The organism is Thauera sp. 28, from assembly GCF_000310145.2.
Lineage (GTDB): Bacteria > Pseudomonadota > Gammaproteobacteria > Burkholderiales > Rhodocyclaceae > Thauera > Thauera mechernichensis.
In genome coordinates, this window is the sequence record NZ_AMXA01000009.1 from 46157 (window position 1) to 68350 (window position 22194).

Annotated in this window: 18 protein-coding genes; 12 read left to right on the plus strand and 6 right to left on the minus strand. The window is 65.5% G+C overall.

Annotated features, from left to right (window positions below):
- Nucleotides 1–140 precede the first annotated feature (140 nt).
- Nucleotides 141–1022, minus strand: coding sequence for a LysR substrate-binding domain-containing protein (locus tag C662_RS08805; RefSeq protein WP_002927590.1), 882 nt, complete (start codon nt 1020–1022; stop codon nt 141–143).
- 172 nt (nt 1023–1194) lie between these two features.
- On the opposite strand from C662_RS08805, the gene C662_RS08810 reads away from it, so the two are divergent.
- The 9 genes from C662_RS08810 to C662_RS08850 all read left to right on the plus strand — a co-directional run bounded on the left by C662_RS08810 (nt 1195) and on the right by C662_RS08850 (nt 12197).
- Nucleotides 1195–2886, plus strand: coding sequence for a SulP family inorganic anion transporter (locus tag C662_RS08810; RefSeq protein WP_037984339.1), 1692 nt, complete (start codon nt 1195–1197; stop codon nt 2884–2886).
- A 95-nt stretch (nt 2887–2981) separates the two neighbouring features.
- Nucleotides 2982–3293 (plus strand): 50S ribosomal protein L21, encoded by a 312-nt coding sequence (gene rplU, locus C662_RS08815; RefSeq protein ID WP_002927594.1) that lies wholly within the window; start codon nt 2982–2984, stop codon nt 3291–3293.
- A 20-nt stretch (nt 3294–3313) separates the two neighbouring features.
- Complete coding sequence (rpmA, locus tag C662_RS08820) at nt 3314–3577, plus strand: 50S ribosomal protein L27 (protein ID WP_002927597.1); 264 nt, start codon at nt 3314–3316, stop codon at nt 3575–3577.
- A 108-nt stretch (nt 3578–3685) separates the two neighbouring features.
- Complete coding sequence (gene cgtA / locus C662_RS08825) at nt 3686–4882, plus strand: Obg family GTPase CgtA (protein WP_002927599.1); 1197 nt, start codon at nt 3686–3688, stop codon at nt 4880–4882.
- Nucleotides 4883–4919: 37 nt separating this feature from the next.
- Nucleotides 4920–6029: a glutamate 5-kinase gene (gene proB / locus C662_RS08830; RefSeq protein WP_002927602.1), complete on the plus strand. Its 1110-nt coding sequence runs from the start codon at nt 4920–4922 to the stop codon at nt 6027–6029.
- A gap of 83 nt (nt 6030–6112) precedes the next feature.
- A complete protein-coding gene (locus C662_RS08835) occupies nt 6113–7339 on the plus strand; it encodes a glycosyltransferase (RefSeq protein WP_002927604.1) in 1227 nt (408 codons plus the stop codon).
- Between the two features lie 165 nt (nt 7340–7504).
- A complete protein-coding gene (gene prsT, locus C662_RS08840) occupies nt 7505–10279 on the plus strand; it encodes an XrtA/PEP-CTERM system TPR-repeat protein PrsT (RefSeq protein WP_002927613.1) in 2775 nt (924 codons plus the stop codon).
- Nucleotides 10280–10461: 182 nt separating this feature from the next.
- Nucleotides 10462–11592: a sulfotransferase family protein gene (locus C662_RS08845; RefSeq protein WP_157354489.1), complete on the plus strand. Its 1131-nt coding sequence runs from the start codon at nt 10462–10464 to the stop codon at nt 11590–11592.
- Between the two features lie 11 nt (nt 11593–11603).
- The gene (locus C662_RS08850) at nt 11604–12197 is read left to right on the plus strand and encodes a hypothetical protein (RefSeq protein ID WP_232433247.1); all 594 of its coding nucleotides are present in this window, start codon (nt 11604–11606) and stop codon (nt 12195–12197) included.
- 156 nt (nt 12198–12353) lie between these two features.
- Here the strand turns inward: C662_RS08850 and C662_RS08855 are convergent, their stop codons facing one another.
- From C662_RS08855 to C662_RS08865, 3 genes are all read right to left on the minus strand, one after another.
- The gene (locus C662_RS08855; protein ID WP_232433248.1) at nt 12354–13358 is read right to left on the minus strand and encodes an EDSAP-1 family PEP-CTERM protein; all 1005 of its coding nucleotides are present in this window, start codon (nt 13356–13358) and stop codon (nt 12354–12356) included.
- 231 nt (nt 13359–13589) lie between these two features.
- Nucleotides 13590–14681, minus strand: a complete 1092-nt coding sequence (locus tag C662_RS08860) for a nitroreductase family protein (protein ID WP_002927625.1) — start codon at nt 14679–14681, stop codon at nt 13590–13592.
- Nucleotides 14668–15561, minus strand: coding sequence for a ThiF family adenylyltransferase (locus C662_RS08865; RefSeq protein WP_002927626.1), 894 nt, complete (start codon nt 15559–15561; stop codon nt 14668–14670). The genes C662_RS08860 and C662_RS08865 overlap by 14 nt, the downstream gene beginning before the upstream one ends.
- 68 nt (nt 15562–15629) lie before the next feature.
- On the opposite strand from C662_RS08865, the gene C662_RS08870 reads away from it, so the two are divergent.
- From C662_RS08870 to C662_RS08880, 3 genes are read left to right on the plus strand one after another with little or no spacing between them, the layout of a single operon-like run.
- Complete coding sequence (locus C662_RS08870) at nt 15630–16871, plus strand: ABC transporter permease (protein ID WP_002927627.1); 1242 nt, start codon at nt 15630–15632, stop codon at nt 16869–16871.
- A 6-nt stretch (nt 16872–16877) separates the two neighbouring features.
- Nucleotides 16878–18092: an ABC transporter permease gene (locus tag C662_RS08875; protein WP_002927630.1), complete on the plus strand. Its 1215-nt coding sequence runs from the start codon at nt 16878–16880 to the stop codon at nt 18090–18092.
- 2 nt (nt 18093–18094) lie between these two features.
- A complete protein-coding gene (locus C662_RS08880) occupies nt 18095–18856 on the plus strand; it encodes a PEP-CTERM/exosortase system-associated acyltransferase (protein WP_002927632.1) in 762 nt (253 codons plus the stop codon).
- Between the two features lie 87 nt (nt 18857–18943).
- On the opposite strand, the gene C662_RS08885 is transcribed toward C662_RS08880, so the two are convergent.
- The gene (locus C662_RS08885; protein WP_002927643.1) at nt 18944–20056 is read right to left on the minus strand and encodes a PEP-CTERM sorting domain-containing protein; all 1113 of its coding nucleotides are present in this window, start codon (nt 20054–20056) and stop codon (nt 18944–18946) included.
- A 223-nt stretch (nt 20057–20279) separates the two neighbouring features.
- Nucleotides 20280–22172 carry a propionate--CoA ligase gene (locus C662_RS08890; protein ID WP_002927644.1) on the minus strand — a complete coding sequence of 631 codons (1893 nt, stop codon included), beginning with the start codon at nt 22170–22172 and terminating at the stop codon, nt 20280–20282.
- Nucleotides 22173–22194: the final 22 nt, after the last annotated feature.

The window sequence follows — 22194 nt, forward strand, 5'->3', positions numbered from 1 at the left end:
AGCGTCCGCCAGGGCCCGCCCCTGCCGCCGCAGGCTCGAAGTATAGGCGGCGCTCGGCGCAACCGGCTTGAAGCAATTTCGCCACACCCTTGAAAAAACTTCACGCCGGCAAGCCGGGCTTGCGCCCTGCACCCCTCCACTCAGGGCAGCACGCTTTGCAGCCAGTCCGCAAACGCAGCGCACTCCCAGCGCTCGAGCGCGCCTGGCGTCCAGCAGATGTAATGCCCGAAGGGCGAGTTCATCGGTCGCGCCGACAGGCTGAGCAGGCGGCCGCTGTCGAACCACGCGGCACCGAGCTTGTGGCGCACCAGCGCCACGCCGAACCCGCTCGCCGCGGCATCGTAGACCAAGCCGAGGTCGTTGAACTGCGCGCCGCTGGCCGGTTCTGCGAGCGGGAGTCCGCAATGCGCGTACCAATGCGCCCAGGGCTCGAGCGGGCTGCGAACCAGGCGCACGCGCGTACATTCGGCCTCGTGCTCAAAACCGTCGAAGGGGCCGAACTCGTCCAGGAAGGCCGGGCTGCACGCCGGCGTCACCACGTCACTCAGGATCAGCCTGTGCTCGACATCGGCGTAGCCGCCCAGGCCGTAGCGCACCTCCAGGTCGGCCGCCTCGGCGGTCACGTCGCGCAACGGGATCGATACCTGCAGCGTGAGCTCGATGTCGGGATAGCTGCGCCGGAACAGCTCGAGCTTGGGCATCACGAACTGGCGGCAAAAGGATGGCGTCACCGCGACACGCAGGCGGCGCGGCCCCACCGCGGCGCGCTCACCGGGCATCTGCTGCAGCGCGGCGAGCGCGGTAGCGACGTGCTGCAGGTAGGCCGCACCCTCGGCAGTGAGGGCAAAGTCGCCACGGCAGAACAATCGCACGCCCATGTGTGTCTCGAGCTGGCGCAGCCGATGGCTGACCGCACTCACCGTCACGCACAGCTCTTCCGCAGCACGGCTCGCACTACGCAGGCGCGCCACCGCCTCGAAGGTGAGCAGGCACTGGATCGGGGGAATGCGGCTGATCGCCATCTGCACGGGGCTCCGGACACGTCGGGGAGGCCTGCATTATGCCCTCGCGGCTCGCGCCGCTCCCACTGGAGAGCGCCAGCGCCGGGGTTTGTCCTTAAAATGTGAGCTCCCGCACCGCTTCGCACTCACGACACGCCTGCCCGCTCGCAGTCACCGCTGCCGCACAGCCCCCATGCCGCCTTCCGTGCGTTTTCTCCCCTTTCTGTCCTGGCCAGCGCAATGGCGGGCGCACGGCGTGCGCGGCGATCTTGTGGCCGGGATCACGGTGGCGCTGGTATTGATCCCGCAAGCGCTGGCCTATGCGAAGCTCGCCGGCCTGCCGCCACAGGTCGGGCTGTACGCGGCCCTCCTCCCTGCCGTGGTGGCGGCACTGTTCGGCTCCTGCGGGCAGCTGTCCACCGGACCGGTGGCACTCACCAGCCTGCTCGTCGCGGCCAGCATCGTGCCCCTGGCCGGGCTTGCCGGCGGCGACCTGCTCGGACTCGCCCTCCTGCTCGCGCTGCTGTCCGGGCTCATTCAGCTCGGGCTCGGGCTGATGCGGCTGGGCTGGTTGCTGAACCTGCTCTCGGTGCCAGTGCTGATGGGTTTCGTGAATGCGGCTGCGCTGATCATCTGCCTTACCCAGGTTCCGCCCCTGCTTGGGTTGGCAATGCCCCATTCGCAGCACCTGGTGCTGGACTTCACCCAGGCCCTTGGCGGCCTGACTGCCCCTCACTGGCCGTCGATGGGCCTCGGCCTGGGTAGCCTGGCCGCACTGGTCGCGCTCAAGCGCCTGTGGCCGCGCCTGCCCGGCGTCCCCCTGGTAGTCGCCACCGCCACCGCACTGTCGGCGTGGTCCGGCTTTGCCACCAGCGGCGGCGAGGTGGTCGGCGACATCCCGCGTGGCCTGCCCCTGCCCAGCCTGCCACCGCCGAGCCCGGACCTGGTTGCGGCAATCCTGCCGGCCGCCTTCGTGGTGGCGATGGTCAGCTTCATGGAAGCCGCCTCCAGTGCCAAGCTCATCTGCGGCCGTACCCGGCAGCCTTGGCGACAGGACCAGGAACTCATCGGACAAGGGCTGGCAAAGATATCCGCCGCCTTCACGTCCGGCATGCCCGTGAGCGCATCGTTCTCGCGCTCGGCGCTCAATTATGTAAACGGAGCCCGCACCGGCCTGTCCTCGCTCGTCACTGCCGCTCTGCTGGTACTTACGCTGCTCTACCTGACCCCGCTGCTATGGCACCTGCCCAAGCCGGTGCTGGCCGCGGTGATCCTGCAGGCCGTGGCCGGCCTGATCGACACCGGGGTGCTGCGACGCGCCTGGCGCGCGAGCAAGGACGACGGTGCGGCAGCCGCCGTCACCTTCCTCGGCACACTTGCGTTCGCCCCCAACATACAGAACGGCATCTTCACCGGCCTCATCCTGTCGCTCGGGCTGATGGTGTATCGCGGCATGCGCCCGCGCGCAGCCCTGCTCGGCCTGCATGAGGACGGCACCTACCGCGACCGCGAGCGCTTCGGCCTGCCTCACCCCCACCCACAGCTCGTCATCCTGCGCTTTGACAGCCCACTCACCTTCGTCACTGCAGCCACCTTCGAGGACGCCATGCTTGCAGCCGCACGTGCGCAGGACAAGGTACGCATGGTGCTCGTGTCGGCGACCGGCATGAACGACATCGACGCCACCGGCCTGCACACCCTGGCCGGTCTCATCGAGCGCTTCCATGCCCAGGGCCAGGCCATCGCCTTCTGCGGACTGAAGAAGCAGGTCATCGATGCCATGGAGCGCGATGGTCTATGGCCGCGCATCGCCGCCCAGGCCAGCTACCGCACCGAACACCAGGCGCTCGCCGCCTTGCTGCCCGGACTGGCGGCAAGTGACTGAGCAAGCACGCATTGCAGCGCAATGTGCATTGACTTCACGCGCCAGCTCAGTTATCGTGCGCGATTCTTTGCAGACCCATCAACTGGAGTAACACCATGTACGCGGTGATAAAAACCGGTGGCAAGCAGTATCGCGTTGCCGCTGGCGAAAAGATCAAGGTAGAACAGATACCGGCCGACGTGGGTTCCGAAATCACCATCGACCAGGTCTTCATGGTCGGTGAAGGCGAGGCCGTCAAGATCGGCACGCCGGTGGTTGCCGGAGCTACCGTCAAGGCGACCGTGGTTTCCCACGGCCGTCACGACAAGGTCAAGATTTTCAAGATGCGCCGCCGCAAGCACTACCAGAAGCACCAGGGGCATCGTCAGAACTACACCGAGCTTCGCATCGAAGCGATCTCGGCCTAAGGCGCAGGGGGTAATCCGACATGGCACACAAAAAAGCTGGCGGTAGTTCGCGTAACGGCCGCGACTCGGAATCGAAACGCCTCGGCGTGAAGCGTTATGGCGGTCAGTTCGTGCTCGCCGGCAACATCATCGTTCGCCAGCGCGGTACCGAGTACCACCCGGGCGACAACGTCGGCATCGGCAAGGACCACACCCTGTTTGCACTCAAGGACGGTGTCGTCAAGTTCGCTGTCAAGGGCGCCCTGCGTCGCCGCACCGTGATCATCGTGCCGGAAGCGGCCTGATCGCACGCGTTCGATCGCATCGCAGTCCAAAAGCCCTATCCACGTGGTAGGGCTTTTTTGTTTCCAGGGCGCGCACTGCTGCGTGTTCCGCTAAGAGGTTGATCAGGCATGAAGTTTTTTGACGAAGCCCGCATCGAGGTCTACGCCGGCGACGGCGGCAACGGCGCGGCCACCTTCCGCCGCGAGAAGTTCATTCCCAAGGGCGGCCCCAGCGGCGGTGACGGCGGGCGCGGCGGCAGCGTTTACGCAGTGGCCGACCGCAACCTCAACACCCTGATCGACTATCGCTACACGCGCAGCTTCCGCGCAGAGCGCGGCGAGAACGGCGGCAGCCGCGATTGCTACGGCAAGGGCGGCGACGACATCACGCTGCGCTTCCCGGTCGGGACGGTGATCAAGGACCTCGAGAGCGGGGACCTCGTCGCCGATCTCGATGAGGACGGCAAGACCGTGCTGATCGCCCGCGGCGGCCGCGGCGGTCTCGGCAACATCCACTTCAAGTCGAGCACCAACCGTGCCCCGCGCAAGAAGACGATGGGTCAGGAAGGCGAGTACCGCAACCTGCACCTGGAACTGAAGGTGCTGGCCGACGTCGGCCTGCTCGGCATGCCCAACGCCGGCAAGTCCACCTTCATCCGCAGCGTCTCGGCCGCCAAGCCCAAGGTCGCCGACTACCCCTTCACCACCCTCGCCCCCAACCTCGGTGTGGTACGCACCACCGAGGCGCGCAGCTTCGTGATCGCCGACATTCCCGGCCTGATCGAAGGCGCAGCCGAGGGTGCGGGCCTCGGCCATCAGTTCCTGCGCCACCTGCAGCGCACCCATGTGCTGCTGCACCTGGTCGACCTCGCACCATTCGACCCCGAGGCAGACCCAGTCGCGGACGCCAAGGCGATCGTCGAGGAGTTGCGCAAGTACGATGAGGATCTTTACAACAAGCCACGCTGGCTGGCGCTCAACAAGCTCGACCTCATCCCCGAGGATGAGCGCGAAGCGCGCGTCAAAGCCTTCCTCGACGCCTACGGTCCGGTCGAGCGCCACTTCGAGATTTCCGCCATCAAGGGCGAAGGCACCCAGGGGCTGATCTTCGCCATCCAGGACTTCCTCGACGCCGAGCGCGCCCGCATCGAGGCCGAGCGCGCAGAACGCCAGGCTGCCGAAGTCGCACGGCTGGCGGCACTGGAAGCGGCTCGCGCGGCAGCCGACGCGGCTTTCGAGGAAGAGGCGCTGGGCGAAGACGAGGATACCCTGCCCGAAGACGATGGCACGCCCGACGCCGGGAGCGACGCGCCGAGCCACCCCTGACCGTCAGAAGCCCATTCAACCGCGCACACGCATCGAAATGAGAACCAAGATCCGCAACGCCCGCCGCCTCGTGGTCAAGGTCGGCAGCGCACTCGTCACCAACAACGGCGCCGGCCTCGACAAGGACGCACTCGACGCCTGGGCGCGCCAGATCGCCGCATTGCGCGCCGAAGGCCGCGAGGTAGCGCTGGTGTCCTCGGGTGCCATCGCCGCCGGCATGCAGCGCCTGGGTTGGGCGAAGCGCCCGCATGAGATGCACAAGCTGCAAGCCGCAGCCGCCGTCGGCCAGATGGGCCTGGTCGAGGCCTACGAGAAAGCCTTCTCGCGCCATGGCCTGCACACCGCGCAGATCCTGCTCACGCACGAGGATCTCTCCGACCGCACACGCTACCTCAACGCCCGCAGCACGCTGACCACCCTGCTCGAGCTCGGTGTGGTGCCGATCATCAACGAGAACGACACCGTGGTCACCGACGAGATCAAGTTCGGCGACAACGACACCCTGGGTGCGCTGGTCGCCAACCTGATCGAGGCGGAGGCGCTGATCATCCTCACCGACCAGCAAGGCCTGTATACCGCAGACCCGCGCCGCGACCCCACTGCGACACTGATCAGCGAAGGCCGCGCCGAAGACCGCCAGTACGAGACCATGGCCGGCGGCGCCGGCACCGGCATCAGCCGTGGCGGCATGATCACCAAGATCCGCGCCGCCCAGCGCGCTGCCCGCAGCGGCGCCCACACCTGCATCGCCAGCGGGCGCGAAGCCGACCCGCTGCTGCGCCTTGCCGCAGGCGATGCGCTCGGCACCCTGCTCTACGCCACCAGCACGCCGCTGCAGGCACGCAAGCAGTGGATCGCAGACCACCTCCAGCTCGCCGGCGACCTCGTCATCGATGACGGCGCCGTCGCTGCCCTCAAGGGTGGCAAGAGCCTGCTGCCGGTGGGCGTGATCGAGGTGCGCGGCGACTTCAAGCGCGGCGCAGCCGTGGCCTGCCGCACATCCGCTGGCGAGGAGGTGGCACGCGGACTGGTCAACTACTCGGCATCGGAATGCAGGCGGATCGCGCGCAAGCCGACGGCAGAGATCGAGAAGCTGCTCGGCTACATCGACGAACCCGAGCTCATCCACCGCGACAACATGGTGTGACGCTAGGCGCGGTACCGGCAACGCGCGGATAATGAGGCCAGCCGCAGCGCGCGGCATCCTTATTCCCGCAACCGGATGCGCCCATGCCCGACCATACGCTGCAATCCGTCCTGCTGCTCGCGGAAGGCTCGACGCTGGCGCACGTTGGCCGCCCCCTGCTCGTCGCGCGCCTGCTCCACAACCACGGCATCCGGGTCACGCTCGCGCGCCCACCTGCCTATTCGTGGATGACCCGGGACGAGCCCTTCACCGTCGTCGACCTGCACACCCAGCCCCCCGCCGAGTTCGCCCGCCGCCTGGATGCGGGCCAGCCGCTGTACGACCTCGACACCCTTGAAGCCTATGTCACGGCCGACCGCGCATTGTTGAGCGGCCTCCGCCCCGATGTCGTGGTCGGTGACTTCCGCCTTTCGCTTTCGGTGAGTGCACGCCTTGAGGGCATCCCCTACGCCACGTTGTGCGATGCCTACTGGAGTCCGGAAGCACCGCTCAAGCCAGCACTTCCGGTCTTTCCGTGGACGCGCTTCGCCCCCATCCAGCTGGCACAGGCCGTGTTTCAACGCGTCGCACCGCTCGCCTTCCGCGTCCACGCCCGTCCGATGGAGCGCCTGCGCCGTCGCCATGGCCTGGGCAGTCTCGGCCACGACCTGCGCCTGTGCTACACCGACGCCGACCTGCGCCTGTTCGCCAACCCGCGCGCCTTGTTTCCAAAGGTGCGCGAACATGCGGGCGCCGCCTTCATCGGCCCCCTGGCGTGGTCCCCTGCAGGTGAGGGCGAACTGACCGCACTTAAGCAGGACGGCCGCCCTCTTGTGTACGTGACCATGGGCAGTTCGGGCTCCCCGGCGGTACTCGCCGCCCTGCTGCCCATGCTCGAGCGCTTCGATTGCGACATCGTGCTCACCACCGCAGGCAAGCCACTGCCGATGGGCCTCGACACCGGCCGTGCACGCATCTTCGACTACCTGCCCGGCGACCGTGTGTGCGCCCAGGCCAGCCTGGTGATCTGCAACGGCGGCAGCCCCACCACCAACCAGGCCCTGAGTCACGGCGTACCAGTGCTGGGTATCGCACGCAATATGGATCAGTTCCTGAACATGCGGGCGATTGAAGACTTCGGCGCCGGACTGCTGATGCGCGCGGACCGCGTATCGCCTGTGCTGGCGGCCACTACACTCAGGGCATTGCTGACACATCCGGGCTTCACGCAACGTGCACGCGACCTCCGCGACACGGAACAGGGCATCACAGCAGGTACCGCCGACAGCCTCGTCGGCCACCTCACGAGCCTCACCGGCGCTACCGGCTAGACCACACCGTCTGACGAGTTCACGACGAACGGACACCATCACCGCGGCATTGCGTCACCCTATGGCGTGCGCCCGCTTTGCTACAATGCTTTTTGACTGTGACCGCCGGGCGCAACCTCGACACGCGCCCACCCCGACACACCCCAAGCCCACCGAGGATGCCGTATGCCGCACCGCCGCCCAAGCACGTCGCTCCGGATCATTGCCCTTGCAAGCCTGCTCGCCCTCGGCGGCTGCGGCAAGGACCTCTCCCCGGACGACTACATCCGCAAGGCTGCGGGCCATATCGACCAGAAAGCCTTCAACGCGGCCTCGATCGAGCTCAACAACGCCTTGCAGCAGGCGCCCCAGAATCTGGAGGCACGCTGGCTGATGGCGCAAGTCGCACTCGAGCTCGGCGACGGCGACAAGGCTGAGCGCGACGCCCGACGTGCCATCGAACTCGGCATTGCGCGCACGGAAGTGCTTCCGGTTCTTGCGCGCGCGCTCCTGTTGCAGCAGGACCCCGCGCGCCTGCTCACGGAGACCTCGATCCTGCCGCAGGACGCCTCGCCGGAGGTCCAGGCAACGCTGCTCGCCCTGCGCGGCAAGGCGCTGCTGCTTCAAGGGGAAACCGAAAAGGCGGACGAGCAGTTCGCGCGCGCGCAGGAGATCGACATCGGCAACGTGGATGCGAGCATCGGCGCCGCCTTCGTACTCGCCACACGCGGGCGGCTGGACGACGCCAAGGCGAGCTTGCGTGCGGCTGTCGAACGCCACCCCGACAGTGCAGACGCGTGGGCCTTGCTCGGCGATCTCGAGCTCGAACAGGGCAATTACGAGGCCGCGGAAGCCGCTTACGACAAGGCTGTCGCCAACCGCGCCTATCTCACGCTCGACCGCGCCAAGCGAGCCCATGCAAAACTGTTGCAGAACAAGGTCGAAGAGGCGCTCGCCGACCTCGCGCCGCTGTCAAAGGTTGCGCGCACGTCCTATGTCGCCTACGTGCGGGGCCTGGCCCATTTCCAGCAACAGAAGCTTGTGGAGGCGGCCAACGAGTTCGAGGTCAGCCTCAATGACGACCCCAACTTCATCCCCAACCGCTACTTCCTGGCCACGACGCGCCTGCTGTTGAACCAGCCTGAGCAAGCGCTCGTCCACGCCGACTTCATCCGCTCCCGTGCGCCGCAGTCGCGATCGGCGAACATCCTCGTCGGCGCGGCCCAGGCGGGTCGCTCGGACTTCGCCCTTGCAAAGGCACCGCTCGAAGCGGCACTCAAGGCCAATCCCGACGACACCCTGGCGTTGCAGATGGTCGCATGGACGGCACTTCAGGAAGGCGACGCCCCTCGTGCCCTGCTGCATGCGGAGCGGCTTGCCCGGCTTGCCCCTGATTCTCGCGAATCGCTCAACCTGCTGATGCTGGCTCAACTGATGGCCGGACAGCAGCTTCCCGAACTCGGCGCCGACAGCGAGGACGCCTACAGGACCTCCTTCCTGCTCGCTCTGCAATCCTTCAGGGATCAGCGCTATGACGAGGCGCGCACGCGCATCGCGGCCCTGCGTGCCAGCCACCCCGACCAGCTGGGACCACTCGGCCTCTCTGCCGCCATCGACCTTGCGACCGGTCAATGGGAAAGCGCCCGCGGCATCCTCGAGCAGGTTCTGCAACGTGACCCCGCCAATGCGAGTGCGCGTATCAACCTGGCCAGACTCGCCCTCAACGACCGCGACTTCGCGCGCATCGACACGCTCATCCGCCCCTTGGCCGACCAGCGCCCGAACGACGAAGTGGTCGCACTTCTGCTGGTCGCGGCCGCACACGGCCAGGACAAGCAAGCGGAGGCGAACCGGATCCTCGAGCGCCTGCTGCAACAGAACCCGCGCGCGATCACCGCTCGCAGCCTGCTGGCGCGCCGCCACCTGAATGCTGGCACGCCGGACAAGGCCCTCGCGGTGCTGGGCGAACTCAGCCCCAAGCAGATCGAGACCACCCCAATCTTCCTGGAACTACAGGGCACTGCCTACCTGGCCAAGGGCGATGCCGAAGCGGCACGCACCGCCTTCATGCACCTCAGCCGGATCGCCCCGGATGCGGCTTATGCACGCGTTCTGCTCGCCGAAGCACTCCTGCAGCAGCGGGATTTCCGTGGCGCCCAACGCGAGCTGGCCGAGGCACTCCGCCTCAATCCGCGCCACCTTCCGGCGCGCATCGCCGAGTTGCGCTTCCTGACCCAGTCCACCCAACTCGAGAAAGCGGCCGGCGCCGCCTCGAAACTTGCGGCGGATTTCGGTGAGCTGCCCGAGGTTTTCGCGGCCACCGGTTGGCACGCCTTGGTGACCAGCGACTTCGCAAAGGCCGAGGACCTTCTTGGCAAGGCACTCGAACATTCGCCCCGCTCAGAACTTGCCCAGCAGTTCGCCCGCAGCCTGTGGGGGCAGAAGAAGCATGACGACGCCTTCCAGTTCATGAAGCGCTGGCTCACCGACCATCCGGACGATACCGGCATGCTGCTCCATCTTGCCGGCGCCCACCTGGAACTGGATCAGACGACGGAGGCCATCAGCGCCTACCGGAAGGTGCTCGAACGGCATCCCGACCATGTCCCGTCGCTGAACAACGTCGCCTGGCTAAGCCGCAAGAGCGCACCCGACGATGCCTTGCGATCGGCGCGCCGAGCCAACGAGCTTGCTCCCGAAGACCCGCACGTCCTCGATACCCTGGCCATGATCCACTTCGAGCGCGGCGACCTGACCCAAGCACGCTGGTTGCTGGACCAGGCACTCAAGTTCAACCCGGAGAGCGGCCAGGTTCGGCTGCATGTCGCCCAGGTGCAGGCCGCCCAGGGTGATGCGGCGGGCGCGCGAGCAACACTCGAGAAGCTCATCGTAGACGGCGTCGGCACCCGCTTCGAGGCCGAGGCGCGGGCGCAGCTTGCGGAGATTGGATCACACCGCTGAGCGCTACGGCTTTCCAAGCGCAGCATCCAGTGGCCTGAGGGCAAGAGCAAGGAGAACCGACCGTGCCATCGAACACACCCCCTCAGCAAAGCTTGCTGGTCAGGACCTGGAACCTGCTGTCGAGCGCCCTCGGGCGATCGGCAAGCCAACCGCTGTCTTCCGCAGCACTCATTGCCTCGGCGATGGAGAAGAGCGGCAGCAAAGTGTCCTTGCCCGCGGATGCCGCAACAGGGCTGGAGCATCTGGTGGGCGCATTGAACGAGTCAGCGGACCTCCATCCGTTCGGTCGCTACTACGTCTCTGAGCTACTCGTCGGCTTGCTGAGCAACCACCTCAAGCTGATGACCTACCAGGCCGCACACCCGGAGGTCATCAACGCTCCGGTAAGCCGCCCGCTCATCATCCTGGGCCTGCCGCGGTCGGGAACCTCTTTCCTCTTCAACCTGCTCGCATGCGACCCTGAGCACCGCTATCTCAGCAACTGGGAGACAACCGTTTCCCAGATGCCGCCCAGGCAAGCAACAGCCAGGGAGCACGACCCTCGGCGTCGAACAGGACGCTTTCTGATGGCGTTCCAGCGCTATCTCGCACCACAGCTGGAACACATCCACGAGTTCTACCTCGACGGCCCCGAGGAATGCACCCCGATCCTGATGCAGCGCTTCGCAACGCAGGCACTTGCGGGCATGTTCAACGTACCCGGATACTCCACATGGCTCGACCATGTGGACCACCGGCCAACCTACCTGCATCACAGAGGCGCGCTGCAGGTACTGCAAGCCACGTACCCCGCCAAGCGCTGGTTGCTGAAGTCGCCCGACCATCTGGCCGCCCTCGACTGCCTGCTTGACACCTATCCGGACGCCTGCCTGGTTCATCTGCACCGTGACCCGGTTCAGTCGGTTGCCTCCTGGGCCAGCCTCAATGCCGCATTCCGCGGCATATGCGCGTCACGCATCGACAATGCGGAGCTCGGCCAGCAGGTGCTGCAGCGCCTTGCGACGGATATGGACGCATATCTGGCTGCACGCCGACGCCGGCCAGAACACGGCGTTCTCGATATCCCCTACAAGCGCCTCATCGCAGACCCGATGGGCACGGTGTCCGCCATCTACGGTCACTTCGGGCTTGAATTCGGAGGCAGCGCACGTTCGCAGCTCAGCGATTTTCTCGCCAAGGACCGCGAAAAACCGCGCAGTCATCGCTACACGCCCGAGGACTTCGGCTTGTCGGGCGAGTCGATTCGGGAGCGGTTTGCGGACTACATGAGCACCTTCGACCTAGGGCCGGGCAAGCCAGCCAGCTCTGGTTGAGGCTTCGTCGCATGAGACGCTGGACTCGCATGGCCCTGCCCCCAAAAGCCCTCGACCGGCTGGCGGTACTCACACCCTGCACCATACTGCTGAGCGCCGGGCTGGCACTGGCTGCAGCCCCCTTCGAAAGCGCCGTCCTGCCGACGGCGGGTCTGGCCAGCCTGTGCATCTGCACGCTGCTGGCGCACGCCTGGCGACGCGCCCCGGAGCTGGCTTGCCAGCGCACCGGATCAGACGTCCGCTGGGTCAAAGCCCACATCATCACTCACGTCGTCCCAGTGGGATTCGCGTTTGCGCACTTGAGCACGGGAACAACCCCGGCACCGGACCCAGCATGGATCGTCGGATTCGCGCTGTTCTTCTACTCGGGGCGGCGCACCTGGCTTGCACTGGAACAGGCGTTCAAGCGCCCGCTCTACGTCATCTTTAGACGCGGCAACAGCGCCATGCTGATCACCACCACCACGCTCGCGGTCGTTGCGCAGCTCGCCGACGCCAACGCGATCAGCAGCTTCGTCGCGCGTGTCCTATCGATCTACCTGGTCATTCACCTCGCCCTTACCGGCCTGGCCGTTGCCCGTATCGATCGCGATCTGGGGCGATGAACGAAACAGGGGGGCCGGTCCGAACGGGGCACAAGGACGTACGAACAACTGCGCACGCACCGCGAACGCAAAGAAGCCGCGGCTCCCTGAGGAACTCGCGGCTTCTTCCACTTGGCGACCTTGCTTCAGGCTGCCAAGCCAGCACCGATCACAGGATCAGGCGGCCACTTTCTCTTCGCGACGACGACGCAGGCCACCCACACCCAGCGCAGCCAGCGCGCCGCCGAGCAGCACCAGCGTACCGGGTTCCGGCACCTGGGTGACGTTGACACTGGTCAGCGCCGCCAGCGTGAGCGAGTAGCGACCTTCCGTCAGACCCTCTGCTCTCAGCGAGAAGTTGGTGCCAGCCGTGCCCAGGCTGTGCTGAGCGGTCTCACTCGCCGGGCCAACACCCAGGGTAATGTTCAGCGACTCGCCCTCAGCAGCCGTACAAGTCAGGCCAATGCCGCACAGCAGGCCGGTACCGGCGCCGTTCGGGCTCCAGACGACGAGCGGGGCACCTTCACGCGACAGCGTGAAGTTCGTCGTCAGGTTGGCTTGGGCCAGACCCGAGGTGAAAGGCGGGATGAGCGTGACATCGGCCTTCATCTCCGGATTGGCGACAAAGCTCAGGTTCATCACCGCCAGGTTGGTGTCGATCACGAAATCGAACGTCCAGGTGGTGTTCGACTGGATGTTCGACGATGCCTGACCTGCACCCGAAACCAGAAGCTCGGCCTCGGCAACCTGCTGGCTTTCCGACGGGAAGCCATTCACCAGTTGGGCGGTGCTGATCTCGGCGTTCGAGTTGGCGTAGGTGCCGTTACCCTGACCGAGCAGCGTGTAGTCGTTGTTGGCGCGCGTGAGGCTGCTGCCCGGCGCGTTGGCGGCATTGACTGCCAGCACCGGCGGCACGGCGCTGCAGTTTTCCAGCAGGCTGCTGCAGGATGCGGCAAAGGCCTGGGTCGAACCGTTCAGCGTGGCGGAATCTTCCACGTTGAAGGTGAAGTTCGGGCTCAGGTTGGTGATGACAGCGCCAGTATTCTGGTTCACAAAACCGATCACCAGGTTGCTGACATCCAGCGACGAACCCGCGTAGACACTCGCCGAGGCCTGGCCCGCCGCACCCATTGCCAGGGCTGCCACCAACGCCGTCGCGAGCGATGTTTTCTTAAGTTTCATAATGTCCTCCGTTATTCAAGTAGTACCGCAGGTATCGAGCGCTCGCGATCAAAGCTACCTTGCCAGCACTGCCGAACCGCTCGGACAACATAAAGCAATCAGCATGCCAGATTTACAAACCCCTTTTCTTTCATCCACTTGAGAAAGCGGCATTACTCAAGCAAACCCTCCAGGCATGATGAGTGTAAAAATTCCCGACACTCACTCGACCAGCCTGAAGGCATGGTGGACCTAGCCCGGAGCCTCCGGGCGCTCGCCAAGCAAGCGTGCCAGGGGCAAGCGCAGCGAGCGCGCATGCGGCGTTGCCGAGCGGCCCACGCGGCAGAAGAACATGAAGGCATCGTCGGACGCAGCCGGGACCAGTTGCTCGAACCGCTCGGCGAGTCGTGCAGCCGCAGCATCGATGCCAGGGTGGGCGGAAAACGAACGTCCGGCACGCGCGTACCAGCGAAAGATGACCGGCGTCATCTCAGGCTGCAGGTGCAGCCCCTGCGCCTCCGCCGCCAGCCACAGCCGCTGCATCGCCACGCCGGCGGCGAGGTAGTCCTCGATACCTTGGGGCGAGCGCGGCGGCAGCAAGAGGATATGGGCAGCGCAGCCGAGCGCAGGCAGCAGGTCAAGCTGGATGCGCGGCGCCACGGTGCCAAACAGATAGCGGTTGAAGAAATCCACCCGTTGCCAGCTCTGCATCACCCAGCGCATCAGCTTGGCGGTGGCGGGATCAACGCCGACCGCCTGATCGGGGATGCGATCGTCGCTGTACCGGGCGTTCCATTCAATGATGCTGCGATGAACCTCGAAGGCCTCGGGCGTGGTCAGCCTGATATGAGCGTTGGCCCACAGCAACCTGCCGACGGCCAGACGCTCGGCGAAGCGCTCGAACAGGCGCAGCCTGAAGGCCGGGCCAACGGCATCGACCAAGGCAGCACGCTGAGCGTCGGTGAGCGGCGTGGTGCGCATCGGCCGGCGCTGAACGACTCGGGTTTCGATGTAGCGCGCGAGCGGATCGGGCTCCACACTGGCATCGGCGAAGAAGCGCACATCGTAAACGGGGGCATCGTCCGCGCAACCGGGCCGGACGGACCATTCGGTGCGCAACCCTTCGCAGCTGGCCGCCAGGCGCAGGGTCTCGAGCAGCGCGCCATGGGCAATCTGGCTGGCACGACCATCGAAATCATAGAGGACGTGGTCGCGGGTATCGAACCCACGCACCACCACATGGCCCTCGGCCGGGATCTCGAAGCGCCACGGTTGGGTGTTGTCGCCACTGGGCGCCCAGCGCGCGCGTTCGAGAATGCGGTGCAGCTGTTCACGACTTGCCATGCTTGAGCGCCTCCTGCTTCATGCGTTGTAGCTGCATGCGACCAAGCCAGAGGCCGATGCGCTGCAGCGGATTGCGATGCCCACCCGGGCGCCAGGTGCGCTTGAGACGGCTCTGGTAGGCATCGAACTGATACCCCCAGGGCGCCTTGAAGACCTTGCCGCGGCCGAGCAACAGTTTCAAAGCCTCGACTGCGGTGATACCGGCGCACAGCTGGCATGCGGCGATGGTCGAAGGCCCCTTGCGCGCAGCCAGGTCAACCCGCGACGGATCGGCCAGGTAGGCGCGCTGGAGCATGCCCGGCGACAGGCCAAGCAGGAATCGCAGCGCCATCTCATCCTCATCGCAGCCCTCGAGACCAAAATAGTCCTCGAACGACATGCTGTCGGGCGCAAACACGAGCACGGCAGCCCCCATGCCGAGCGGGGCTGCCGTCACCGCTGGAATGCCGCGACGATGACAGGCGGCGAAAACGGCTCGCCGAGCGGCAAAGGCAAAGAAATCCAGACCGTCGACGTAGAGGTCGACGTCCTCCAGGAAGGCATCGAGGCTATCCTCGCCGACTCCCTCGGGAAAGCAGCGCAGATCGACAAGGGGATTGATGTCGCGCGCCATGCGCGCCAGGGCATCAACCTTGGGTTCGCCCAGCGTGCTCATCATCGCGCCGGCCTGGCGATTGAAGTTGACGATGTCGAAACGGTCAAAGTCGGCGATGCTGAATGCACCGATGCCAAAGCGCGCGAGGGTGAGCAGATGAACGCCACCAACCCCCCCCATGCCGGCAATGGCGATGCGCCGCGAGCGCAAGGTCTGCTGCTCGGCCTCGGTCACCCAGCCGATGTTGCGCGAGAATGCCGCGCTGTAGTCGAATTCTGGCCGCATCTCGGCCCCCTCGTTCCAAGTCCGCCGAGAGGCTATCATAGACTTACTTTTCGACCACACGAACGAGCATGCTCAACGAAGCCGCAAATCGCGCCGCGCGTGCGACGCTGGTCGCAGCGCGCAACCTGTTCCGGCAGCGGCGGCGGGCATTGCTCGCAATGCTCATCATCTGCGGTGGGGTGGTCACCTTCGTGCTGGCGGGCGGATTCATCCACTGGCTGCTCGACAACATGCGCGAGTCGACCATCCATTCGCAGCTCGGCCACATCCAGGTCATCCGTCCGGGCTATTTCAAGAAGGGGCTGGGCGACCCCTACAGCTACCTGCTGCCGTCGGGCACGGAAGCGGTGAGCGCGCAGCCGCCGCAGGGCATGGTCACGATCACGCCACGCTTGTCCTTCAACGGTTTGCTCAGCAGCGGCGACAACACCATTTCATTCATGGGCGAGGGCATCGACCCCGAGCGCGAGGCATTGGTGGGGCGCTCCATCCGCATCGTCGCCGGCAGCAACCTGGACGGCACGAATGACAACACCGTGCTCGTGGGGCGCGGGCTGGCTGCCAACGTCGGCGTCCAGCCCGGCGACACCGTGGTGCTGCTGGCGACCACAGCCGAGGGCGGACTCAACGCCGTCGAACTGACGGTGGCGGGCCTGTTCGGCACCACCGTCAAGGCCTACGACGACGCAGCGCTGCGCGTGCCGATCGAGACTGCACGCAAGCTCATGCGAGTCGAGGGAGCGACGAGCTGGGTCGTGCTGCTCGAACGCACGGCCGACACGGACGCTGCACTCGCATCATTGAAGGCGCGACTCCCCGCCAACGAGTTCGAACCGATTCCCTGGTACGACCTGGCTGACTTCTACAACAAGACCGCGGAGCTGTTCACCCGCCAGGTCGGTGTGGTGCGCATCCTGATCGCGCTGATCGTGGTGCTGAGCATTTCCAACACCTTGTCGATGGCGGTTGTCGAGCGCACGGGAGAAATCGGCACGGCAATGGCGCTGGGCGTGCGCCGTGCGGGCATCCTGCGCATGTTCCTGACCGAGGGGGCGCTGCTCGGAGTGATCGGCGGCGCAGTCGGGGTCGGTCTCGGCTTTCTGCTCGCCACCGCGATTTCGGCAGTGGGCATCCCGATGCCCCCCCCGCCGGGCATGGAGACCGGTTTCACCGGCCGTATCTCAGTTCCCCCGACGCTGGCATGGGAGGCCTTCCAGCTCGCCTTTGCGACCACCCTGCTCGCGAGCATCCTGCCAGCCTGGAAGGCATCGCGGATGAACATCGTCGACGCACTCCGCCACCAGAGGTAAGGCCGCATGCTGATCCGGCTCGCCATCCGCAACCTGCTGCGCCAGAAGATCCGTACCGCGATGACGCTGGCCGCGATCATCTTCGGCGTATCCGGCCTGATCGTGTCCGGCGGCTTCGTGCAGGACATCTTCGTGCAGCTGGGCGAATCGATCATCCACTCGCAGACCGGGCACGTACAGGTGTTCCGCAAGGACTTCCGCGAGAAGGGTACCCGCCAGCCGGAAAACTACCTCATCCCGGACCCCGAGGCCCTGGCCGCACGCATCACTGCGTTGCCCGAGGTCAAGGAGGTCTCGATGCGGCTGAGTTTTGCCGGTGTGCTCAACAATGGCCGGCGAGACCTGGGCATCGTTGGCGAAGGCATCGAACCCGACAAGGAAGCACGCCTGGGTACCGCGCTGGAGATCCTCGCCGGCCGCCAGCTGCGGGATGACGACCTGTTCGGCGCAGTCATCGGCCAGGGGGTGGCGCACGCCATGAGCCTGGAGGTAGGCGACTCCATCGTGCTCGTGCTCAACACGGCCGAAGGCGCGGTCAACACGCTCGACTTCGAGGTGGTCGGCATCTTCCAGAGCTTCTCGAAGGAGTTCGATTCGCGCGCCGTGCGCGTTCCGCTCGCCGCCGCACGCGAGCTGCTCTACACCGACGGCGCCAACATGCTGGTGACGACCCTGCACCGCACCGAGGACACCGCGCGCGCCTATGCGGCAGTAGCCGCGCTGGTCGACCCAGCTCAGTTCGAGGTCTTCGACTGGAAGATGCTGTCGGACTTCTACGAGAAGACGCTCGGGCTCTACGAGCGCCAGTTCGGTGTCCTGCAGGGCATCATCCTGGTGATGGTGCTGCTGTCGGTCGCCAACAGCGTCAATATGGCCGCATTCGAGCGCCAGGCCGAATTCGGCACCATGCAGGCGCTCGGCAACCGCAGGCGCGACATCTTCCGCCTGCTGGTCGTGGAGAACACGGTTCTGGGGCTGGCCGGCGCCGTGCTCGGCGCGCTGATCGGCATCTTCCTGGCGGTGACCATCTCGGCAATCGGCATCCCGATGCCGCCGCCGCCGAATGCCAATGTCGGCTACACCGCCATGATCCGCGTCGTGCCCTCCGTCGTGCTGGGTGCATGCCTCGTCGGCCTGGTCGCCACCACTCTCGCCGCACTCTTCCCGGCACGACGCGTCGGCGCCACGCCGATCGTCGACCTCCTCAGACAAGGAAACTGAACATGGCTCTCCTTGACCGCTTCAACCTGGGTCACGGCTTCAAGAAGTACTTCGAGCTGATCCCGGCGACCGACCAGGCGACGCGCGATCTCGTGTTCGGCATCCGGCACGAGGTCTACTGCTCCGACCTGCACTTCGAGCCCGAGCGCCCGGACAAGCGGGAGATCGACACCTACGACGCGCACAGCCTTCACTGCCTGCTGCGCACCCGGGACGAACCGCACGAACCCGTGGGCTGCGTACGCATCGTGCTCACCGACCCGGACGATCCCGCCAAGCCCCTGCCATTCGAGCACACCTGCGCCGAGGTGCTCGATCGCCGCATCATCGACCCGGCCGCCCTGCCCCGCGGCCGCATTGCCGAGGTTTCCCGTCTCGCCGTGCGCTCGCGGTATCGCCGCCGGCGCGGCGAAGACCGCGAGGCAGCGCCGATCAACGACGACGACTTCGGTTCGCGCGAACAGCCGCGCTTCCCCTACATCCCGATCAGCCTGTACATGAGCGCCATCGCACTGGCGCACCGTCACGACATCGACACCTTGTTCGTACTCACCGAACCGCGCCTGGCCAGCCACTTCGCCAAGCTGGGCGTGGACATCCGCCGCATTGGCGACGCGGTCGAACATCGTGGTGCGCGCGTCCCCTCGGTACTCGACGTCAATAGCGTGATCAAGAACATGCGTTTCATCCTGCGCCCGATCTGGCGTGTCGTGCAGCAGGAAGTCGATGCCGGTCTCGAGCGCGCTCGATCAACTACCGCCTGAGCTGCACAAACCCAGCTGTCCAAAAGGAACGGGGCGCCAGAGCGCCCCGTTCCTCAATGATGTCGGCCCACGAACTCGTTGGGATGTTCAGCCCACCAGCTTGCGGCGACGCAGGCTCGCACCCACACCGAGAAGCCCAAGGCCCATCAGTGCCAGCGTCGCCGGCTCTGGGACATTGTTGAAACTCGACTTCGACGACGCCAGGAAGAGTTGCTCGAAGCCGTTGTCGATCTGCAGGTTTTCACAGGTCACGGCTGCGATCCGAGGATCGCAGCCGAGCCACAGCTCGAGATGCATGCTGTAGCTGGCAAGGTTAATGGTGTCGTCGGCCTTGAGCACATTCAACCACTCGTTGAGCAACGGAAGTTCGCCGACATAGGCGACCTGGTTGGCGCCGAGGTTGTGACTGAACCGCTCGATGCCCGCCGCATTCGAACAGGCGACCACCGGATTGCCCGGCTGCGTCGTATCCAGACAGACATCCCCACCGGACAGCACGTAGTCGGTGGGCAGGCCAGCCGCCGGAGTGAGACCCGGGGCAGACAGGTCACCCGGGTTGTAGAGCGCTGCATCGCCGTTGAGCTGTGCAGGCGAGAGCGTGCCGTAGTTCCGGCCATCATTGCTCAGATAGAGGTGACGCCCATACAGATCGCCATTCCCATCAGTCAGCCAGAGCTTGGCCCAGATCGCAAGATTCTGGTCTGCACGCGTCTCGTTGTTGTTGAACAGGAACAACGGATTGCCGCCATCGAGGAAATTGACCAGGGACTGCACGTTGGCATCCCAGGTCGCGGCGTACCTGGTGGTGATGTCCGCAGTGTTCTGGTTGGTCGGAGCAGTCATCTCGACCGGTCCGTTGGTCGACGCAAAGGGCCCCTGGGAGCCACTTGGCGTACCGTAGGCATGCTCGAAACCGTCCGCATTGGTGGTGACGTCCGAGCCCGAAGCGCCCGTGTAGATGACGACGAGATCCTTGATTGCACCGGGCGTCGAGGCAATGTAGTAGGGGTTGCCCGGCCCCGTGCCACCACCATTGATTTGTGCATACTCGAATGCCGCGATCGGCATGGAGTACACGTTGGTGTTGCCGTAGGTAACGTAACCGACCCCCGCAAGGTCGAGCAAGGCAGCCTGCGCACCACCCACAGCGGCAAGGCCGAACAGGCCGGCAATAGTCTTATGCAGAATTCTGGTTTTCATAGCGTCCTCCGCTCACCCAAGTTCGAGAACCTTACGATTCGGTAACGGTTCAGCAAATTTCGGGCCATAGACGCCAATCCATTGTTTTCAATAAATTACCCAAAACAGGCACCCCATCACGAGAGCGCCGCTGTAAAAAAGGCCGACACCCGCGTTGCGGATGCCGGCCCCTGGACCACACGCCGTCGCCACGCTCATTGGCAGCGCGGCCTGCAAGCTTTACTCAGCCTTTCAGCGCCACCTTGATCTGCTCGAGCGTGCTCGGGTCGTCGATGGTGGTCAGGTCGCCCGCGTCGCGGCCTTCGGCCAGCGCCTGAATGGAGCGGCGCAGCATCTTGCCCGAGCGCGTCTTGGGCAGGCCGTTGATGAAGTGCACTCGGGCTGGACGGGCGATGGCACCGAGGCTCTCGTCCACCTTCTTCATCACCTCCTTCTCGAGCGCAGCGCGCTTCTCGGCGGTGTCGACCGTGCTGGCGTCCTTCACCACCGCGAAAGCCATCGGCATCTGGCCCTTGAGCTCGTCGTGCACACCGACCACGGCAACCTCGGCGATCGCCGGGTGGGTCTGCACCGCCTCCTCGATCTCGCGGGTGCCGAGGCGATGGCCGGCGACGTTGATGACGTCGTCCATGCGGCCGAGGATGGTGTAGTAGCCCTTGTCGTCACGAATACCCCAGTCGGAAGAAGAGTAGACGACCGGGTCCTGGAAGGTGGAGAAGTAGGTCGACACAAAACGTTCGTCCTGGCCCCACACGGTGGACAGGCAGCCCGGCGGCAGCGGCGGCACGATGCCGACGATGCCCTTCTCGTTGGCGCCGCACTCGCTGCCATCCTCGCGGAAGATGCGCAGATCGTAGCCATACACCGGGAAGGCGGGCGAGCCGAGCTTGATCGGGCTGTCTTCCACGCCGCGGCAGATGGCGAGCATCGGCCAGCCGGTCTCGGTCTGCCAGTAGTTGTCGATGACCGGGATGCCGAGCTCACGCATGATCCACTCGTGCGAGGTCTCGTCGAGCGGCTCGCCGGCCAGGAACAGGTGCTTGAGCGAGGACAGGTCGTACTTCTTGAGGAAGGCCGGGTCCTGCTTCTTGAGCACGCGCACCGCGGTGGGCGCCGAGAACATGACGCTGACCTTGTACTTCTCGACGATCTGCCACCAGATGCTCGCGTCCGGACGCAGCGGCGTGCCTTCGTACATGATTGTGGCCATGCCGCCGATGAGCGGGCCATAGATGATGTAGCTGTGACCGACCACCCAGCCGATGTCGGAGGTCGCGAACATGGTCTCGCCGGCTTCGCCGGTGAAGATGTGCGGCATGGTCGAGGCGAGCGCGACCAGGTAACCGCCGGTGTCGCGCTGCACACCCTTGGGCTTGCCAGTGGTGCCGGAGGTGTACAGGATGTAGCTCGGCTCGGAAGACTCCAGCCACACGACCGGCACCTGGGCATCCATGTGCCGGGCGCGCAGTTCGGCGTAATCGACGTCACGGCCCTCGACGCGCGGGAAGCCCTTGTCCAGGCCGCGGTCGACGATCAGCACCTTGGCCGGCGGGAATTCGGCCAGCTTGCAGGCCTCGTCCACGAGGTGCTTGTAAGGCACCGGCTTGCCGTTGCGCATGCCGGCGTCCGAGCTGACCATCAGCACCGGCTTGGCGTCATCGATACGAGTGGCGAGCGAGCCGGCGGCGAAACCGCCGAACACCACCGAGTGGATGGCACCGATGCGTGCGCAGGCGAGCATCGCGAAGGCCGCCTCGGCGATCATCGGCATGTAGATCAGCACGCGGTCTCCGCGCTTGACCCCGAGGTCCTGGTAGATCGCCGCCATGCGCTCGACCTCGCGCTGCAGCTCGGCGAAGGAATACACCTTCTCTTCGTTGGTCTCGGTCGAGATGTACACCAGCGCGCGGTCGTTGGGGCGCGTGGCGGCGTGGCGGTCCACTGCGTTGAAGCAGAGGTTGGTCTCACCGCCCTTGAACCACTTCACGAACGGCGGCTTCGAAAAGTCGCAGATCTGCTCAGCGGGCTTGTTCCAGTGCACGAGCTGGGCCTGCTCGGCCCAGAACCCGTCGCGGTCTTCGATGGAACGGCGGTGGAATTGCTGGTAATCGGTCATTGCTTCCTCTCCCTTCTATTTT

Coding starts and splice junctions, on each gene's coding strand:
- proB (WP_002927602.1), top strand. CDS start 4,920: ATGAGAACCAAGATCCGCAACGCCCGCCGCCTCGTGGTCAAGGTCGGC.
- C662_RS08890 (WP_002927644.1), bottom strand. CDS start 22,172: ATGACCGATTACCAGCAATTCCACCGCCGTTCCATCGAAGACCGCGAC.
- C662_RS08875 (WP_002927630.1), top strand. CDS start 16,878: ATGCTGATCCGGCTCGCCATCCGCAACCTGCTGCGCCAGAAGATCCGT.
- C662_RS08850 (WP_232433247.1), top strand. CDS start 11,604: ATGAGACGCTGGACTCGCATGGCCCTGCCCCCAAAAGCCCTCGACCGG.
- C662_RS08810 (WP_037984339.1), top strand. CDS start 1,195: ATGCCGCCTTCCGTGCGTTTTCTCCCCTTTCTGTCCTGGCCAGCGCAA.
- C662_RS08860 (WP_002927625.1), bottom strand. CDS start 14,681: ATGGCAAGTCGTGAACAGCTGCACCGCATTCTCGAACGCGCGCGCTGG.
- prsT (WP_002927613.1), top strand. CDS start 7,505: ATGCCGCACCGCCGCCCAAGCACGTCGCTCCGGATCATTGCCCTTGCA.
- C662_RS08835 (WP_002927604.1), top strand. CDS start 6,113: ATGCCCGACCATACGCTGCAATCCGTCCTGCTGCTCGCGGAAGGCTCG.
- rpmA (WP_002927597.1), top strand. CDS start 3,314: ATGGCACACAAAAAAGCTGGCGGTAGTTCGCGTAACGGCCGCGACTCG.
- C662_RS08870 (WP_002927627.1), top strand. CDS start 15,630: ATGCTCAACGAAGCCGCAAATCGCGCCGCGCGTGCGACGCTGGTCGCA.
- C662_RS08865 (WP_002927626.1), bottom strand. CDS start 15,561: ATGCGGCCAGAATTCGACTACAGCGCGGCATTCTCGCGCAACATCGGC.
- C662_RS08885 (WP_002927643.1), bottom strand. CDS start 20,056: ATGAAAACCAGAATTCTGCATAAGACTATTGCCGGCCTGTTCGGCCTT.
- C662_RS08805 (WP_002927590.1), bottom strand. CDS start 1,022: ATGGCGATCAGCCGCATTCCCCCGATCCAGTGCCTGCTCACCTTCGAG.
- C662_RS08880 (WP_002927632.1), top strand. CDS start 18,095: ATGGCTCTCCTTGACCGCTTCAACCTGGGTCACGGCTTCAAGAAGTAC.
- C662_RS08845 (WP_157354489.1), top strand. CDS start 10,462: ATGGAGAAGAGCGGCAGCAAAGTGTCCTTGCCCGCGGATGCCGCAACA.
- rplU (WP_002927594.1), top strand. CDS start 2,982: ATGTACGCGGTGATAAAAACCGGTGGCAAGCAGTATCGCGTTGCCGCT.
- cgtA (WP_002927599.1), top strand. CDS start 3,686: ATGAAGTTTTTTGACGAAGCCCGCATCGAGGTCTACGCCGGCGACGGC.
- C662_RS08855 (WP_232433248.1), bottom strand. CDS start 13,358: ATGAAACTTAAGAAAACATCGCTCGCGACGGCGTTGGTGGCAGCCCTG.